Annotated in this window: 14 protein-coding genes; 7 read left to right on the top strand and 7 right to left on the bottom strand. The window is 63.1% G+C overall.

The features are described from left to right. Positions 1–25: 25 nt before the first annotated feature. The 4 genes from EPO61_09685 to EPO61_09670 form a co-directional block, all read right to left on the bottom strand. Positions 26–697, bottom strand: a complete 672-nt coding sequence (locus EPO61_09685) for a hypothetical protein (GenBank protein TAJ08366.1) — start codon at positions 695–697, stop codon at positions 26–28. A gap of 140 nt (positions 698–837) precedes the next feature. Continuing rightward, positions 838–1470: a septum formation protein Maf gene (maf, locus tag EPO61_09680; protein ID TAJ08365.1), complete on the bottom strand. Its 633-nt coding sequence runs from the start codon at positions 1468–1470 to the stop codon at positions 838–840. Between the two features lie 3 nt (positions 1471–1473). Then, entirely contained in the window at positions 1474–2646 is a 1173-nt protein-coding gene (locus tag EPO61_09675; protein TAJ08364.1) for a tRNA-dihydrouridine synthase, read from the bottom strand. Further along, positions 2643–4094 carry a DUF692 family protein gene (locus EPO61_09670; GenBank protein TAJ08363.1) on the bottom strand — a complete coding sequence of 484 codons (1452 nt, stop codon included), beginning with the start codon at positions 4092–4094 and terminating at the stop codon, positions 2643–2645. Before EPO61_09670 ends, EPO61_09675 begins: the two co-directional genes overlap by 4 nt. 115 nt (positions 4095–4209) lie before the next feature. Between EPO61_09670 and EPO61_09665 the strand changes: the two genes are divergently transcribed. Further along, a complete protein-coding gene (locus EPO61_09665) occupies positions 4210–5097 on the top strand; it encodes a phosphoesterase (GenBank protein TAJ08362.1) in 888 nt (295 codons plus the stop codon). Positions 5098–5179: 82 nt separating this feature from the next. Continuing rightward, positions 5180–5914 carry a rhomboid family intramembrane serine protease gene (locus EPO61_09660; GenBank protein TAJ08361.1) on the top strand — a complete coding sequence of 245 codons (735 nt, stop codon included), beginning with the start codon at positions 5180–5182 and terminating at the stop codon, positions 5912–5914. Between the two features lie 27 nt (positions 5915–5941). On the opposite strand, the gene EPO61_09655 is transcribed toward EPO61_09660, so the two are convergent. Further along, a complete protein-coding gene (locus EPO61_09655; GenBank protein TAJ08360.1) occupies positions 5942–7156 on the bottom strand; it encodes an alpha/beta fold hydrolase in 1215 nt (404 codons plus the stop codon). Positions 7157–7610: 454 nt separating this feature from the next. Between EPO61_09655 and EPO61_09650 the strand changes: the two genes are divergently transcribed. Then, the gene (locus EPO61_09650; GenBank protein TAJ08359.1) at positions 7611–8342 is read left to right on the top strand and encodes a hypothetical protein; all 732 of its coding nucleotides are present in this window, start codon (positions 7611–7613) and stop codon (positions 8340–8342) included. A gap of 338 nt (positions 8343–8680) precedes the next feature. On the opposite strand, the gene EPO61_09645 is transcribed toward EPO61_09650, so the two are convergent. Further along, on the bottom strand, positions 8681–9853 hold the full coding sequence (locus EPO61_09645; protein ID TAJ08358.1) for a 5-(carboxyamino)imidazole ribonucleotide synthase: 1173 nt from the start codon (positions 9851–9853) through the stop codon (positions 8681–8683). Positions 9854–9872: 19 nt separating this feature from the next. After that, positions 9873–10418, bottom strand: a complete 546-nt coding sequence (gene purE, locus EPO61_09640) for a 5-(carboxyamino)imidazole ribonucleotide mutase (GenBank protein TAJ08357.1) — start codon at positions 10416–10418, stop codon at positions 9873–9875. A gap of 198 nt (positions 10419–10616) precedes the next feature. On the opposite strand from purE, the gene EPO61_09635 reads away from it, so the two are divergent. The 4 genes from EPO61_09635 (at position 10617) to EPO61_09620 (ending at position 17235) form a co-directional block, all read left to right on the top strand. Then, entirely contained in the window at positions 10617–12053 is a 1437-nt protein-coding gene (locus EPO61_09635; protein TAJ08356.1) for an HlyD family secretion protein, read from the top strand. A 152-nt stretch (positions 12054–12205) separates the two neighbouring features. Beyond that, entirely contained in the window at positions 12206–13690 is a 1485-nt protein-coding gene (locus EPO61_09630) for a TolC family protein (protein ID TAJ08580.1), read from the top strand. Positions 13691–13711: 21 nt separating this feature from the next. Then, the gene (locus tag EPO61_09625; protein ID TAJ08355.1) at positions 13712–15403 is read left to right on the top strand and encodes an ATP-binding cassette domain-containing protein; all 1692 of its coding nucleotides are present in this window, start codon (positions 13712–13714) and stop codon (positions 15401–15403) included. Positions 15404–15558: 155 nt separating this feature from the next. Further along, complete coding sequence (locus EPO61_09620) at positions 15559–17235, top strand: ABC transporter ATP-binding protein (protein ID TAJ08354.1); 1677 nt, start codon at positions 15559–15561, stop codon at positions 17233–17235. Positions 17236–17323: the final 88 nt, after the last annotated feature.

Genomic DNA, 17323 nt, shown 5'->3' with positions numbered 1-17323 from the left:
TATAGACTTTTCGACACCAGCTCGACTACTTCACTTTTGAAAAATCCGACTCGAACTCCGACATCTTCCCGTCCGGGAAATAGATCTGCACCTTGGTCTTGGCGTTCGGGTCGAAGCTGTCGTAGGCGAACCGGGCCGTGAAGCGGGACCGGTAGGCCGGGCCCTGGCCCTCGTTCTTCCGCCCCTTGTCGGCCGGACTCACGTCGATCGGCTTGACGGTCTTCGAACCCTGTTGAAACGCCACCTGGGCGCCTTCCGCAAAATACTCGTCGTCCCCGCAGAGCTGCACTTCGACTTCGAGGTTCGGCATGTCCAGGTACTTCTGGATCTTATCCTCGGGCATGCGCACGTCTTTCTTCTGTTTCTTGGTCTCCGCCGCTTCTTTCCGGCCGAAGGATTCCAGCCAAAAGCGTTTGGTTCTTAAAATCGCGCTGGCCCCGCAGGGGTCCTTTTCCGGATCGGACCCGATCCGCGTCGCCAAGGACGCGTGCTGCATGACCTTTTTCACGTCTTCCGGAGTGTCGGCCTTCTCCATCGGTTCGCGGCCCGCCGCCAGGGCTTTCTTGGCGTCATCCATCGTGAGTTTGACGTCAATCGCCTGCGCCGGAGCCGCCGCCAACGCCACGAGCCCCAGCGCGGCCAGCACGGCCAGACTTCCGCCCCTGCCGCCCCACCCTGTCATCTCCTTGCACCGCATACGGGCCTCCCTCGATGAATGAGCCGATGGCGCGGCATTGTAAGGAAAGCGCCGCGTCAAAGCAATGCAGAATGATGAACGAAGAATGATGAATTGAAATAGGAGATGTCTGCCTCCTCCCCCCATCATTCATTCATCATTTATCGTTCAAACCTTCTCCAGTTCGGATAGGGCTTGGAGCGATACAGCTCATCCACGTCCACCGGAACGGCCAAGCCGCGCCCGCGGAGCAAGTCGGCCGTGAGCCTCAACGGCAGGCCGACGGCCGCCGTATAGTCGCCCTCGATCCGTTCGATGAACCGCCCGCCGATGCCCTGAATCGAATAGGCGCCGGCCTTCCCCAAACTTTCCCCCGTGTGCAGATAGGCTTCCAGTTCGGCTTCGTCGAAGGCCTTCATCCAGACCAAGACCGTTTCAACCGCCACATCCTGCACCGCATCGGCCTGCCGCCTGAGCGCCACGGCCGTATGAATCAAATGTCGGCGGCCGGACAGTTTCTGCAACATGGAACGGGCGTCCACAAGGTCGGCCGGCTTGCCCAACACCTCGCCGTTGAGCGCGATCAACGTGTCGCTCCCCAGAATCAGCCGATCCGGAAAACGCATCGCGCAGGATTGCGCTTTGCCGTCCGCGAATTGCCTGGCTTGTTCTTCCGGAGCCAGGTCCCCGCGCAGATGCTCGATGAAATGCGGCGCGGCGATCTCGAAGGGAATCCGGAGCAAGGCCAGCAAGTCTTTGCGGCGCGGCGAGGTCGAGGCCAGCACAAGAGCCATGGATCAGGCGCAGGACAGGCTGGTGGGCAGCGCAGGACGGGACGTTGCGACAGACGCCGCACCCGCCGAGGGGTCGGACGCCAGATGCTCCGCCACGATCCGTTCCACATCGGCGCTGCTGGAAGCCCGGACCATCCGTGCGCGCATGGCGGCGGCGTGGGGGAAGCCCTTGCAGTACCAGCCCAGGTGTTTCCGGATGTGCGGGAACCGGTCCGCCCGCTCGATGCCCTCGAACAGCCGGGCATGCTCCACCATCACGCGGAACCGATCCGCCAGACTCAACGCCTCATCCAAGGAGCTAGACGTGACCGGCGCGCCGTCACGGGCGGCCTGACGAGCCAGTTCCTTCCTCCGGAAGAACCAGGGATTGCCCAAGGCCCCACGGCCCACCAGCACGCCATGGACCTTGCTCTCCCGCACCCGCCGGACCACGTCGTCCATCGACTGCACGTCCCCATTGCCCAAGAGCAGCGTGGAGGTCCCGCGAACAATGGCGGCGGCCCGCTCGATGGCGTGCCAGTCCGCCTCGCCCCTGTACATCTGCTGGAGCGTGCGGCCATGGACCGAGATGACCGCCGGCTGTTCCTCCAGCAGATGCCCGATCCAATCCTCCACCACCACCGAGTCGTAGCCCAGTCTCGTCTTGACGGACAGGGGGATGGCGCGGCGGGGGGGCGAGGGCCGGCCATGGCGCTTCACGTTCATCGCCCGGATCAAGTCCACGCGCGAGGCCTTGAGGCCTGCCTGGGCCAGGGTTTGGCCGTTCGCCCAATCCAGGATGCCCTGTCGCGTTGCGCGCATGATGGCATGGGCCAGGTCCGGCGTCTTGATCAGGGCGGCGCCCGATCCGGACGAGGCCACGTTCTTGGAGGGACAACCCATGTTGATGTCCAATCCGTCGAACCCCAGTTCGCAGACCACATGAGCCGCCAGATAGAACAAGTCCGGGTGTTTCCCGTACAGCTGCGCGACCACGGGCCGTTCTTCTTCGCTGTAGAGGAAGGTCGAAAGCAGATGGTCGGGACCGCGGCAGACGTCGCCGACGCTCGTGAACTCGGTGAAGGTGACATCGGAGGGCCCTTGCCGCGCCACCGCCAGACGAAACGCCGCGTCCGTGACGCCATCCATCGGAGAGAGGCCGATGATCGGCCGGGGAAGAGTCTGCCAGAAGCTCATGTCAGAACCTGCACCGTATCGCTCGCCTGCCGGTAGGCCCCGCGCAACTCCGTTGCTTCTCGCAAGGCCGTCGCCTGGGCGCCGGGCAGGACCTCGCGCACAAATTCCACGAACCGCTCGATCTTCAACAAAAAGAAATCATAGGGGGCGTCGATTGGACGGGACTCCCGGAACCAGAATTGGATGAACCGCTCCAGAGCGAGGCCGGCTCGCTCCAATTCGCGGCAGGTGGCCGGAAACATATCCGTGAGTTCACCGCCCCAGTGGAGGATTTCATGGGGCAGATACTCGTGACGGTACCGATCCAGCCCGTTCGGTTCACCCACCAGCATGGGCATGAGCACGTCATTCTGTCCCGCCGCAAGCTGCGCGTAGGCTTCGTATTGCCGACGCAGGGCTGCGGCATCCCCGGAACACCCCAGCGCCGACGATGAAGAGGCCTCCACCGACGCCCCTTTCTCCTGCCGGCCAGGGCTCGGACAGGAGCTTCGCCCGAACCGTTCCCGGAACTGTCGGAATTCCTGGACGATCATCGGCACTGCTTTCGTATCCACTTCCAAGGCCAGGCCTTTGAGCTGCGTCAGATGGGGATGGGCCAGAACTTGCTCCAGCATGTCGAACAACACCGGCGGGATGGGAGCCCCATGCGTGTCGATCCAGAACGGAAGCCGATCGCTGCCCCCGCTCCTGCCGTGAGCCGATACGGCCGCCTCATGTTCGGCCAAGCCGGCCACGTGAATTTGCACGACCCGCTCAAGCGGAAACGCATTCAAGAACTCCGCGACAAATTCCTCAAGGGGCTGCCCGCGCCAAGCCCCGCTATAGCGATAGACCGTCCAGAGATGGCCGATGTCCAAGACCAGGCCGCAAGCAGTGCGATCCGTGACCGTTCGAAAGAAGTCGGGCACGGACAGGTCGCCCAAGCCGAAGTAGGTCCAGGGCGGCACCTCCAGCAGCAGCAAAGGGCTGTCCCCATGAGACAGGCCGGCATCCCGGTCGAGTCGAGCCTGGGCCAGCGTGACATTGTCCGCCGTTACCTCGGCGCCGGCTGTCGTGAACATGGGAGGGAGATAGGTGCCGAACGAATAGCCGGCCATCTGCTTGGCGGCACATTCGTGCGTCATCCACTGGCAGCCCAACGCCCGGAGCTGCAAGGCGAGCGCCTCCAGCTCCCGATCCGCCGGATAGGCCTGTTGCCAGTCCGGCTGCGTCAGCCACAACCCTTCGGCGTGGCATTCCAGCGGCAACGACGCGCACTGTTGCCGGACCGTTTGGAGCGCCGGGAGGGAAGCCCGGAAGATTTCCAAGTAGTCGGCTCGCGCCCCTGCTGCTTCCAGCGCGCCCAACAACTCGAACAAGTCCGGGGTGTAGACGTCCACGGACAGACCGAGGCCATGCGGCGCAATGTGCGCGGCGCGGCGGCGGAAGGCTTGCTCACCAACCGACATGGAATCTCCGATTCAGATTGCAATACGCCCTGGACGCTCGTCAGTGTAATCGGGCAGGCCTAGATTTGACAAGCGGAGGCAGCTGTTCGGTTTGGCTGTGGCCGGCTCTCGTGGTATGCTGCCCACCGTGACGACCTCCTCCCCACGAACGCCCGGCTCGGTCCAGGCTCCGGATATCGTCCTCTACCATGCCGAATGTACGGACGGTTTCGGGGCCGCCTGGGCCATCTGGAAAAAATTCCCCTCGGCGACATTCATCCCGGCCAAACACGGCTTTCCGCCCCCGCCGGGCCTGGCCGGCCGCCACGTCGTCATTGCGGATTTCAGCTACGTCCGGCCGATGCTCGAGGCCATGGCCCAAGAGGCGGCCAGTCTCCTGATCCTGGATCATCACATCACGGCCCAGCAGGCGCTGGAAGGATTTCCTCACGCCTATTTCGACCAGAAAAAGTCCGGCGCCGTGCTGGCCTGGGAATGGGCCCACCAGTCGCCGGCCCCCTGGCTGCTCCAGTACGTCCAGGACAAGGACTTGTGGCAATGGGCGCTCCCGGACAGCCGGGAAGTCACGGCGGCCCTTTCCTCCTATCCCTTCGACTTTGCCCTCTGGGACAGCTTCCACCGCGAGGCCCTGGTCGCCGAAGGCAAGGCCATCCTCCGGTACGAGCAGGAGATGATCGGCAAGATTCTCGCCGAAGCCGTCACGGTCATGTTCCACGGGCACAAGGTTCCCGCGGTGCAGAGCGCGATCTTGACCAGCCAGATCGGCGAGCGGCTGGCCAAGGGGCGGCCCTTCTGCCTTATCTGGCACGACAAGGACGGCCGGCGCTATTTCAGCATGCGGTCGGCTCCCGACGGGATCGACGTGGCGGCCATCGCCGTCCAGCATGGAGGTGGAGGCCATACCCATGCAGCCGGCTTCTCCGTGCCGCTGGGCGAGGCCGGCCCGGACCCGCTCGCGCCGCTCGCGCAAAGCGCCGGTGAAACGTCAACGGTGAAAAGTTAACGGCTGCCGTTCTGATCAGCCGTCGCGCTCTTGCCCCAAATTCTTACTGTTGACCGTTCACCTTTCACGATTCACATAAGCCATGATTCCGCTGCACGACGATAACCCGACCGAACTCACGCCGATCGTCACGATCGCGCTCATCGTGGCCTGCGCACTCGCATTTTTCTACGAAGTCTCGCTCCCTGAACAGATCGGAGAGGCGTTCATCTTCCAGTACGGCGCCATCCCCGCCGTCGTCCTGGGCCACCCGGCCGGACTGAAGGCCTTGCCGCCCGAGGCGGCAGGATTTCCCGCCTACCTCACCCTCCTCACCAGCATGTTCCTCCACGGAGGCTGGATGCACCTGATCGGCAACATGCTCTACCTCTGGATCTTCGGCAACAACATCGAAGACGTGATGGGACACGTCAAGTTCATCGTCTTCTACGTGACCTGCGGCATCCTGGCCGCGCTCAGCCATGCCCTGACCGATCCCGCCTCGACCGTGCCGATGGTCGGCGCCAGCGGCGCCATCTCAGGCGTGCTCGGCGCCTATCTGCTGCTCTTCCCGCGCGCGCAGGTGCTGGTGCTGATTCCGCTGGGCATGTTCACCAGGATGATGTATGTGCCGGCCGGGTTCGTGCTGGGGTTCTGGTTTGTGATGCAGATTCTCAGCGGCGGGATGAGTCTGGGCAGCAAAGGAGGCGGGGTGGCTTTCTTTGCTCACGTCGGCGGCTTTGTGGCGGGCATGGCCCTGATCGGACTGTTCAAACGCCCCGAGGTCCGTTTCTTCGCCCCGGCCAGGCATCAAGCCTGGCGCAGGTCCGAGTGGTGAGCACCGGCCCTGATCCATCGTTCTGTCTCAGGGCCTGATCTCCCAATATTTGAGCCCGCCCTGCTCTCGCACCGACAACCCGAAACGCTCGCCCGGCGGTTTGCCGTATCGCAGCAGGGCGAAGAGATCGAACAGCACCGACCGGCTGTCCGCGTAATAGGAGTGACCGGTGAAGCTGGTGTCCGCCGACGAGGCATCGATCGTATCCACGCCCTCCATGACCAGGGGCGACGGCTTGGCATCCCCCGCCCGAGGATAGCCATGGGCGGTTTTGGACCAGACGAGGGCCTTATCTTTGGCCGACGCATACAGCGTCACCCGCTCCACGACCCTTGCAATCCCCTGCACTTGGTTGGCAAACACGTCCGCATCCATATCCGGCGCCAGGAGCACCAACTCCTTGAACCGCGGCAGAGTCTCTCCTTGTTGGTTCTGGGCGACGCGGTGGAGCGCCGCCAGGAGCGCCCTCGTCCCCATGCTGTGGGCGATCAAGTAGACCGTCTGCGCGCCGGACTTGGCGGCTAATTGCAGGAGGAATGCCTGCAGGTGAGGCGCGGCCCATTCCACATTGGTCTCGTCGACCAGATAGCTCCCGAGACTGCCCTGCGAAGGCCAGCTATAGGCGATCGGCACGCCGGGAAAACCCAGGTCGTAGGCAAGCTGGGCGGTCCTGCGCACCGCGTCGTCGAACGTGCTGTTGTACCCGTGCACAAAGACCAAGAGCTCTCGTGAGTCGGCGTCCGCCAGCCGGTCCTGTACATGCTCGTAGAAGTCGCGGGCCGGCTTCGGTCTCACCAGGGTGTGCACGTCGAGCGTTCCGATGCGGTGATCGCGGGCAACACCAACCGTGCAGAGCCCCAACTGCGGCAGCCCTCGGTCGCTCCCGTAGAACTCGCCGGCATCCTCACTGGGACTCGCTCGTCGATCCGTCGCGTACATGACCCGCACAAGGGCATAGTCCGGAATATCTCTCCCATAGGCTTCCCTGGCCCGCCGCGCCAGCTCCTGGTCGGCGGCGCGGCGCTCCTCCTCGGCCATCGCACGGCGCTTCTGGAGCTCTGCGCGCTTCTGGGCCTCTGCGATCGAGGGAGCTTCCATCACAGGAGGAGGGAGCTCTGCCTGGCCGCCGGCACAGGCGGCCAGCACGCACGAACAGAAGAGAGCCACGGTCATGCTTCCGAAACGATCGCCCACGGATGCCCTCTGTTCAAACGACGGCGCGCACGCAACGACCGCCATCATAAGGCAAGGCAGGCCGGAGGTCCATGGAGGAATTCGAAGGCGCCGCACGAGGCGTCAGAGGCTTAGCGGCCAACACCAGGGCTGGCGCAGTTCGGAATGGTGAATGTCTCGGGCAAAGACCGAAAAGAGCGGGGTAGGACGCCCGCTCGCGTCCGCACCTCTCGGAGCGACCCATCCGGGCTCTCCGAGCAAGCGTGGGGCACTGGCTTCCTGGTTGGCTCGCCGTGCTCGCGCAACGCGCGGCCTCAGAAGGCCCTCGTTGGACGCGCGCAGTCGCGAGCCAACCACGTCGCCGCCGCCTAATTTATAAAGTGGAACGGGGACCGGTCGCTTGTAGACCGGTCCCCGTTCAACGCTTCGCCAAGCTCAACGGGTTATGGCAATATGGTTACCATATGAACGTTGACTCTCCCCGTTTCTCTTCCTCTAAATATTTTTGGGCTCTATAGCGATTATGCCAATTCCTCAGCATGCTATAGATCGCCTCGCTCCCTCCATTCAACCGCTAATCTTCGAAACGGGCGTTGAATACGCGCCCTACTCTTCTACACGCGGTACTGTTTTTTTGGTCGGCTACGAAGGCAAGCCCTATGTAATAACTGCGCGCCATGCGCTCCAACCCGATAATCTCGTGCCAATTTGCATATTTCCTTCTGACATTTCTCATCAACTCATTCCGCTGAAGGATGTGTTTTACGTCCCTCGATCACTCGAAGACGATGATTTTGTGGATCTTGCTGTAATAGCAATTGACACAAATCGGATAACTCACCCAGAGGTTGCGAGAGCAAGACTGATTGACCTTGCTCTCTCTTGCGGTGAGTGGAAGAGATACGCGAGTGAAGCACAGTTCTTTGTCCTTGGCTATCCTGAAGAACGGTCAATCTTCAATTATGAAACTCAAGAGTTTCGTGCAGACCGCATGATTTTGCTCGGGCACTACCGCGGCCTATCCAGGCCGCCGTACCTCCACCTTCTTTCTGTCCTCGACAACCTCTCACTAAAAACATTCAGTGGGTTGAGTGGAGCTCCTGTCTTCGCCTGGGTTGAGCTACCCATGCAACGGCCAAGACCAATCCTCTGTGGGATGGTGCTGCGAGGAAACCCGGAGTCCGGATTGATTCACTTCCTCGATCGGGACATGCTCTTAGACGCATTGCAGATCAAACGACAACATGAGCAATAAGCTGAATCGGGATAACTACCCGCCCATAGAGAGAAGAACAGGGACATCACGGTTGTAAGGTAATCACTGGTGGCATAGCCCGCTGAACATGGCGAAGCGTGAACGGTGACAGACTTTCAAGCGGTCTGTCACCGTTCACTTTTACAAAAGGGATTGGCGTGGCTGCGAGCTGACTTCGCCGAAGGAGCGGGGCACCCACTGAGCCTTTGCTGGGAAGGAAAACGGAAACTGACCGAGTCCGCGAGGGAATTTCCGAAGGCTTCCTCCTGGCAAAGGCCAGAAGGGTCGCTCCGAGAGGCGCGGAAGCGAGCGCCATGCCATCCCTTCCTACTCTTTGATCAGCCGAGCATCTGTTTCAGGGCACAGGCTGATTCCCACGCGACGGCGGCTTTCTCAGCCAAAAATGTGACGTGGCCCATTTTGCGGCCGGGGCGGACGGACTTCTTGCCATACAGATGCAGCATGGCGCCGGGTCGGCGAAGGAGATTCGCCAGTCCTTCGCCGGCGCTCACCTTGGTGAAGTCCGAGCCGATGAGGTTGACCATGACGGCCGGGCACAAGAGGCGTACTTCGCCGAGCGGCAACCCGCAGACGGCACGGACTTGCTGCTCGAATTGGGAGACGGTGCAGGCATCCAAGGTGTAGTGGCCCGAGTTATGCGGGCGCGGCGCGACCTCGTTGACGAACAGGCGGCCGTCGGACATCAGAAACAGCTCCACGCAGAAGACGCCCACTCCCTCCAGTGCCTCCACGACCGACGCAGCCAGGTCCTCTGCCTTCTGAGCGAGTCTCGGATCGATCTCGGCCGGCACCCTCGTGGTTCTTAGGATACCGGCTTCGTGGACATTCTCGACGGTCGGATAAACCCGTTTATCTCCATCCGCTCCGCGCACGACCAGCACGGAGAGTTCCTTCTCAAAGGCCAGGAACTGCTCGAGTACCCAAGGACTGTGGGCCTGCCTGTTCAACTGCTCTTGAACCGAGACAAGATCCTGCGCGCCGGCGAGCCGCCATTGGCCCTTGCCGTCATAGCCATGGGTGGCTGTTTTACAGAGGCAGGGAAAGCCGATGGATTCCGCAGCGGCGGGCAGATCGCCCGGCGCGGCAATCGGTCTGAAGGGGGCAACCGGGATGTTGTGGCTGGCGAGAAACTGTTTCTGTTCGACCCGATGTTGCAGGATGCGCAGGATGTTGCTGGCCGGCCTAACGGGCAGGCGTTGCTCCAATGCCTCGCCGAGCGCAACGGGAATGTTCTCCCATTCGTAGGTCGCGGCGCTGATGGAGCCGGCGAACCGATCGAAGGCGGCCGGGTCCGTAAAGGGGGCGCTGACCGGAAGGTCGGCGATCTTCAGCGCAGGCGCATCGGCGTCCTGGTCCCAGACCGCCACTCGATAGCCCAGGCGCCGGGCAGCCACGGCGAACATGGCGCCCAGTTGCCCGCCCCCCAGGACCCCCACCATCGAGCCCGGTTCAATCGCGGTTGGTGAGGGTGGCGTCGTCTTTCTGGCCATGGCGCCGCATCACCTCCCGCTAGCGCCGGCTGCGGGTCTTCGTCTGTTTGCGCTGATTTTCGGGGGAGGAGGCAATGGCCGCCCGGGTCTGCTCGGCGCGGAACCGGATCAGCCGGTCCCGGATAGTCTTGTACCGTCCGGCCAGAATCTGCGCGGCCAGCAGCCCGGCGTTCTCCGCTCCGCCGATGGCCACCGTGGCGACCGGAATACCGCGCGGCATTTGCACGATGGACAGGAGCGAATCGAGCCCGCGGAGATTTTCGGTCGGCATGGGCACGCCGATCACCGGCAGATGGGTCTTGGCCGCCAGCATGCCCGGCAGGTGCGCCGCGCCGCCCGCGCCGGCGATGAGGACTTCGATCCCCCGCCCCGGCGCTTGCTCCGCATAGGCAAAGAGGCGGTCCGGTGTCCGATGGGCCGACACGACGCGCAGCTCGTTCGGAACGCCCAGGTGGGTCAGGACCTCGACCGCCTTTTCGAGGATCGGCAGATCCGTCTTGCTGCCGCCGACCACCCCTACCAGCGGCCTTGCATGTCGTCGTGGCTGTTGACGCCGTTTGGCCATCCCCGTCCCCCTCTTCGATAGGCGGCCTTGCGCCGCACTGTCGCGTAGTAATGGGGCTCAACCTTAATCCTGTCCCCTCCGGGGGTCAAGCCCTACGGGATGTCGAAAAATGACGTAGGCGGCGGCCGGGCCGCAGGGAATTTGACCCGGCCCTAGCAAATCCACTATGATGCCGGGTATCTCTTCGCGAGGCCCCGGATGCCCGATCTGAAAGCCAGCATTAAGGGCCGGATGCAAGCCCTCGTCACGCATCCGACGGGACTGGAAGACATCCAGGTCGACGACCTCGCCACCTCCGCCAAGCTCCAATCCTGGGAAGCCGTCCAGATCCCCGAGCGGCTGAAGTTCAACGCCAGGCTGGCGATCAAGCTGATCCTGCTGTTTACCCTGGTCATCGCCTTCGTCCCCTGGACCCAGACGGTCACGGTGACCGGCCAGCTCTCCGCCTATTCGCCCTACGAACGGCCGCAAGACATCGAGGCGCAGATTGCGGCGCAGGTCAACAAGTGGCACGTCTTCGAGGGCAGCCGGGTGAAGCAAGGGGACATGATCGTGGAATTGCGCGATGTGGACCCGAGCTTCATGGCGCCCGACCTGCTGCCGCTGCTCGAACAACAGAAAGAAGCTTTGGCACAGAACCGAAAAGCGGCCTTGGAACGCGCCGACCAGTTGACCGACCGGATCAAAGAAATGCAGAACTTGGTCAGGGCGGCGGTTCCCTCGGCCGAAGCCCGCGTGCTCGAAGCTGAAAATAAAGTGCGGGCGTCCGAGCAGCGCGTCGTCTCCGCCAAGATCGCGGTGGACACCGCGGAACTGAACGTCAACCGGCACAAGGAACTGGCGACCCAGGGGCTCGTGTCGCAACGCGAGCTGGAACTGTCCATTCAAGGCGCCATCGCCAGCAAGGCCGATCTGCAGGGAGCGGAGGCCACGCTGAAGGAAGCCAAACAGGGCATGCGCGCCCTGAGCTTCGGCCGCGATCAGATCAGCGCCGAGGTCCTGCAACGCCTCATGGACGCCGAGGCCCAACGGGCCGGCGCCCTGGCGGAGGCGGCGCGGGCCGCCGACCAGCTCGCCAATGTGGGGCTGCGCCTCTCCAACGCCACACAGCGGCGCATCGCCAGCCGCGTGCTGGCCCCGATTGACGGCACAGTCGTCCGCATGGCGGAAGTCGGCCCCGGCGAGACCGTCAAGGTCGGCGACCGGCTCGTGCAAATCTCCCCCACCAGCGCGGATAAGGCCTGCGAGATGCTCGCGGACGGGCTCGACGCGCCGCTGTTGAACGCCGGCCGCAAAGTCCGCCTGCTCTTCTACGGCATCCCGGCCATCCCCCTCCCCGCCTGGCCCGAACTCATGGCCGGCACGTACGGCGGGATCATCAAAGTCGTGGACCAGGTGGACAACGGCAAGGGCAACTTCCGTTTCTGGGTCGTGCCGGACCCGGACGAGCGGCCCTGGCCGGAGCAAGCTCACGTCCGCCAAGGCACCAAAGTGATGGGCTGGGTGATTCTGAATCGGGTCCCCCTGTGGTATGAGCTGTGGCGGCGGTTCAATCTCTTCCCGCCCGATTATCAGGAGGGCCCGCCGACGTTGCTCGACACGCTCTTACCCAAAGCCGGTCGAGGTGCGAAGTAGGTTCTGCCGCTCACGTGCATGGTCGGCCTTCCTTCCCGGCCCCTCCACCGGCGCCGGCCCAGCCGCGTTCATTCCAGCTGCCCTCGGTCATCATCTCGGTTCCTCGTATGGAGAAAGGAGAACCTCCCATGATTCGCCTACGTACCGTCATCATGCTGGCGGCGCTGCTGTGCGCCGCTGCGTTCCTCGAACTCCCGGCGTTCGCGGCCGCGGCCGCAGCCGACGGGAAAACCAAGGCCTTGCCGCCGATTCCGCTCTCGCTCGACGAAGTGCTGGCCTGGGTGGACCGGTCTCACCCGCTGCTGAAAGGCGCGGGCACCGAAAAGGTCGTGGCCAGGGGCCGCATGCTGAAAGCTCTCGGCGCCTTCGAGCCCACGCTCGTGAACGATTCCGAAATCGAACGGTTCATTTCTTCCAGTGATCCGTCGAAATCCCTTCAGACCGCCGGGTTCAACGACACCTTCTTGGACTTTAGGGATCCTTCCGGCTTCAAGGGCATGGCCGGCTACCGGAAGGTGATCGGCAATGCGAGGATTCCGGATCTCGGATTCGACGGCAACCGGGAACAGATCCTCGTGGGAGCCTCCATGCCCTTACTCCGCGGGCTCATGGTGAATCCGGAGAATGCCGAACTCCAACGGTCCGGCCTCGCGGACCCGCGGGCGGACGTTCAAGTCGCCCAGACCAGGCAGGACCTGTTTCTGGCGGGGGCGAGCCAATACTGGGATTGGATCGCCGCCTGGAAATTCGCCGATGTCCACAAACGCGCGCTGAAGGTCGCGGAAGACCGGTACAAGCAGGTGGAGGGACGCGCCAAAGCCGGAGCGGTGGCGCCGCTGGATGTGGTCGAAGCCAACCAGGAAGTCCAGCGCCGGCGCGAGGCGTTCATCGCCGCCACCAGGCTTGTCGAACAGGAACAGTACAAGTTCTCCATGTTCCTCTGGGAACGGGATACCCCGATCGTCCCCGGCGGAGAACGGGTGGCCGATTTCCCCAGGGTGACGAGCCTCCCGTCGGCTGAAACGGTGCTGGCCGACAAGATCAACGCCAAGTCGGCGCGGCCCGAGATCCGGGCGATTTCGATCGAGGCCCAGCTGAACAACATCGATCTGGAACTGGCGAAAAACAACCTCCTGCCCAGCCTGGATGCGGAGGCTACGCCGTCCCGCACCCCGGAAAAATTCGTGCTGGGTCTCGGGTATAAATTCGGCCTGGAACTGCGGATACCGTTCATGCAGCGCCGCAGCAAGGGCGAGGTGCTCGAAGCCCAGGGGAAGGCGGACCGGCTCGTGTTGGTCCAGTTGTTCCGTCAGCAGCAGGTGGCGGTGGATGTGGACAATTCTCTCTCCGCCATGGAGCGGGCCAAGGAACGGATTACCGCCGCCCAACAGTCCCTCCAAATGGCCCGGACGTTGGAAGAAGGCGAACGGTTCCGGTTCAGCCTGGGTGCCACGAGCGTGCTCTTCGTGAATCTGCGCGAGCGCAACACCGTGGATTCGGAGGCCCAGTGGATCAGGGCGCAGTCCGATTACCAGAAAGCCCTCGCCATGTACCAGTGGGCCATTGGGGCCTGGGCCAAGGCTCCCGCCTCGGCCATCCCCGTGAGCTATCAACCGTCGCGCGCGTTCGATAAGTAAGGAGGCCGGAGAGAGTCAGGCATGAGCGTTCCTGGCCACGACGCGCCCTACGACGTTCCGATCGACCAGAGCGGCCTCCTCAAGGCCACGTTGGCCCGGCTCGGGTTGTTCCTGCGGATCGAGCGAAAGATCCTGGGCATCATCGTGGCCTATGCCCTGGGCATCGGGCTCTTCGCCCTGATCGTCCCGTTGACCGTCCAGGAGATGACCAACACCTTCGCCTTCGCCATCCAGCCGATCATGATCGTGACCCTGGCCGGCGTCATGGCGGTCACGCTGATCTTCATCGGCGCCCTCCGCGTGCTGCAAGCCCGCGCGGTCGAAATCCTGGTCCAACGTCTCTACACCCGCATCGCGCTGGCCCTCACCGAGCAATTGCCCAAGTTTCGCGAAGACCGTTTCCTTCCCCATCATGCCAACCGCTTTGCGGAGGCGGAGTTCCTGCCGCGGGCGCTGGTCGCCATGCTGACGGACTTGATCAACGTGGCGATCGGCGGATGCATCGGCATGACGATCCTGGTCATGTACCATCCCTATTTCCTGCTCTACAACGTCATCCTGATCGGCGGGTTTGCCTTCGTCGTCACCACGTTCGGCCGCGGCGGCCTGTTGATCACGATGAAAGTGTCGGACCTGCATTATCAGACCCTGAACTGGCTGCAGGACGTGGCCCACAATCAGCTGCACTTTAAATCCACCGCCAGCATGCCGCTCCTGCTCAAGAAGACGGACGAGGTGGTCCGGGCCTACGTCATGGCCCGCAAGACACGCTCCGACATCCTGACCGGGCGACAATACAAAGGGGCCGTGCTGTGGCAGGCCTTGGGACACAGCGGATTGATCGCCACGGCCGGCTGGCTGATGGCCGCCGGCCAATTGACGCTGGGGCAGTTCGTGGCGGCGGAGGTCATCGTCGGCGCCTTGCTCATCCACCTGGATACGCTGGCCCGGCGCATGTATGCGTTGATCTACGCCTTCACCTCCATGCATGAGCTCGCCACCCTCTTTGCCCATCCCCGGGACACGGAGCCGGGCCGGATGTCTGTCGCGCTTCCCGATCCCACCCTGCATGGCGTCCGGCTGACCTGCAAAGATTTGTCGTTTGCCTTCCCCTCTGCGCCCCCGATCTTCGAACACTTCAATCTGGACGTGGGGCCGGGCGAAAAAATCGCCCTCCTCTCCGGCACCAGCACGGGCAAAACCACGCTGGCATTGGTCCTGGCCGGGATCCATGCCCCCACCACGGGGGTGATTCGATACAACGACGTGGACCTGCGCGACCTGGACATGGAGAGTCTCAACACCTGCCGAGGGCTGGTGCTGGACTCCCGCCTCACCCTCTTCGGCGGGACCTTGGAAGAAAACATCACCATGGGACGGAAGGGCATTCAATACGAGGATATCCAATGGGCGCTCCGCTTCGCCGAACTGGATGAGGAGGTGGAAACCATGCCCTTGGGCCTGCACACGCCGATCCAGGCGCGCGGGAAGGCCTTCACGTCCAGCCAAATCCTGCGCATCCTGGTCGCGCGGGCCGTCATCACGCGCCCGCAGCTTCTGATCTTCGACGGAACCCTGCACAATATGGAGTCCACGACCCGCGACATCATCCTCCGGCGGCTCTGCTCCAAAGAGGAGCCCTGGTCCGTCATCTTCGTCTCCAACGATCCGCTGCTGATCGAGCATGTCGGCCGGCGCGTGACCGTGGCCTGACCGGCTCCCCTTCACTCCCCGCACGTCCTGTGGCTTTTTTCCGCCTCCTCTGCTAGTCTAGGGTCGTTTACGGGCCCCAGAGGCGGGGGTCCGAGGGAAGGCGAGAGTCCGCCCCGACGCCTCGGCGGCGACTCCGGCCTGGCACTGGGCAGCGTATGCACGCGGACGGGCCTGATAACCAGCCGGCTCACGGCGATTTGCTCCGCAGCATGATCGCCCGGTTGAGCCTGTTCTTCCGGCTCGAGCGGGATGTGTTCGGCCTGCTTGCCTCCTACGCTCTGGCCATCGGACTTTTCGCGCTCATCGTGCCGTTGACCGTGCAAGAACTGGTCAATACCTTCGCCTTCGCCATCCAGCCGATCATGATCGTCACCCTGGCCGCAATTCTGGTCTGCAGCCTCTTGTTCGTGGGCGCCTTTAAAGCCTTGCAGTTTTATGCGGTGGAAGTCCTCGAACGGCGACTCTTCGCCCGGGTGGCGCTCGGACTGACCCAGCAATTCCCCCGGTTCCGGGAAGAGACTTTCCCGCCCAAGTATACGAACTATTTCTTCGAGACCGTGCTCATGCAGCGGGCGCTCTCGGCCATGATCGTAGACATCATCAACGTGGTGGTCGGCGGAACCGTCGGCATGACGATCCTGGTCATGTACCATCCTTATTTTCTGCTCTACAACGTCCTGCTGGTCAGCGGCTTCGCGGTGGTGATCACCCTGCTCAGCCAAGGCGGGCTCCGCTCCACGCTCGCCATGTCCCACGCCAAGTACGAGACGTTCAACTGGTTGCAGGAAATCTCCGGCAACCTGACCCATTTCAAGTCCACCGTCAGCGCCCCGCTCCTGCTGCAGAAAACCGACGAACACGTGCAGGCCTACGTGGAAGCCAGAGGGACGCGCTTTACGATCCTGATGCGCCAGTACATGGGCTCGCTCGGCTGGCAAGCCGTGGCCCACGGCGGCCTGATCGCCACGGCCGGCTGGCTGCTCTCCATCGGCCAACTGACGCTCGGGCAGTTCGTGGCGGCGGAGGCGATCGTCGGCGGGTTACTGGTGAGTTTCGACGGGATCGTCAAGCGGATGGGCACCGTGTTCTACTTTTTCACCGCGCTGACCGAGTTGGATTACTTGTTCTCCCTGCCCAAAGATCAGGAAATCGCCAAGCTGACCGTGCCCCTGCCGGACCCGACGATCCATGGCGTCCGGCTCACGTGCAAAGACCTCTGCTTCGCCTATCCCGGCTCGGCCCCGATCTTCGATGGCTTCAGCATGGAACTCGTGCCCGGCGAAAAGATCGCCGTCTTTTCGAAGAACAGCACCGGCAAAACCACCCTGGCGCGGGTGCTGGCCGGGCTCTACCTTCCCACATCGGGCGTCATCCGATACAACGGCGTGGACATCCGCGATCTGGACCTGGAATCGTTGAACGCCTGCCGAGGCCTGATTCTCGACTCCCAACTCTCCCTGTTCGAGGGCACGCTGGAAGAGAACATCACGGTGGGGCGGCCCGGGATTCCCTATACCGACCTCTTGTGGGCACTTCGGTTCGTCGAGATGGAAGAAGAAGTGGATGCGCTGCCGATGGGGCTCCGCACGCCGGTCCAGGCCAAGGGACGGGGCTTCACCACCAGCCAGATCCTGCGCCTGCTCGTGGCGCGGGCGATCGTCACGCGCCCCCAGCTGCTGATCCTGGACGGCACGCTCCACAGCATGCAGCCCACCGTCCGCGACACGATCCTTCGGCGTCTGTGCAGCAAGGAAGAGCCCTGGTCGCTCATTTTCGTATCCAACGACCCGGCCCTGAGCGCGCACGTAGACCGGCGGCTCCAGCTGGATTGAGACTGGCCTCCGTCGGGCTTCTTTTGGTCGGGCCGATCTGATAGATTGACAGGTGCGGGCCGGAGTGATCGCCCGCAAGGAGAGGACG

The sequence above is a fragment of the Nitrospirota bacterium genome (genome assembly GCA_004296885.1).
In the GTDB taxonomy this organism is placed as follows: domain Bacteria; phylum Nitrospirota; class Nitrospiria; order Nitrospirales; family Nitrospiraceae; genus SYGV01.
Note: the sequence above shows the minus strand (reverse complement) of the source record. Positions and strands in the feature narration are given on the sequence as shown.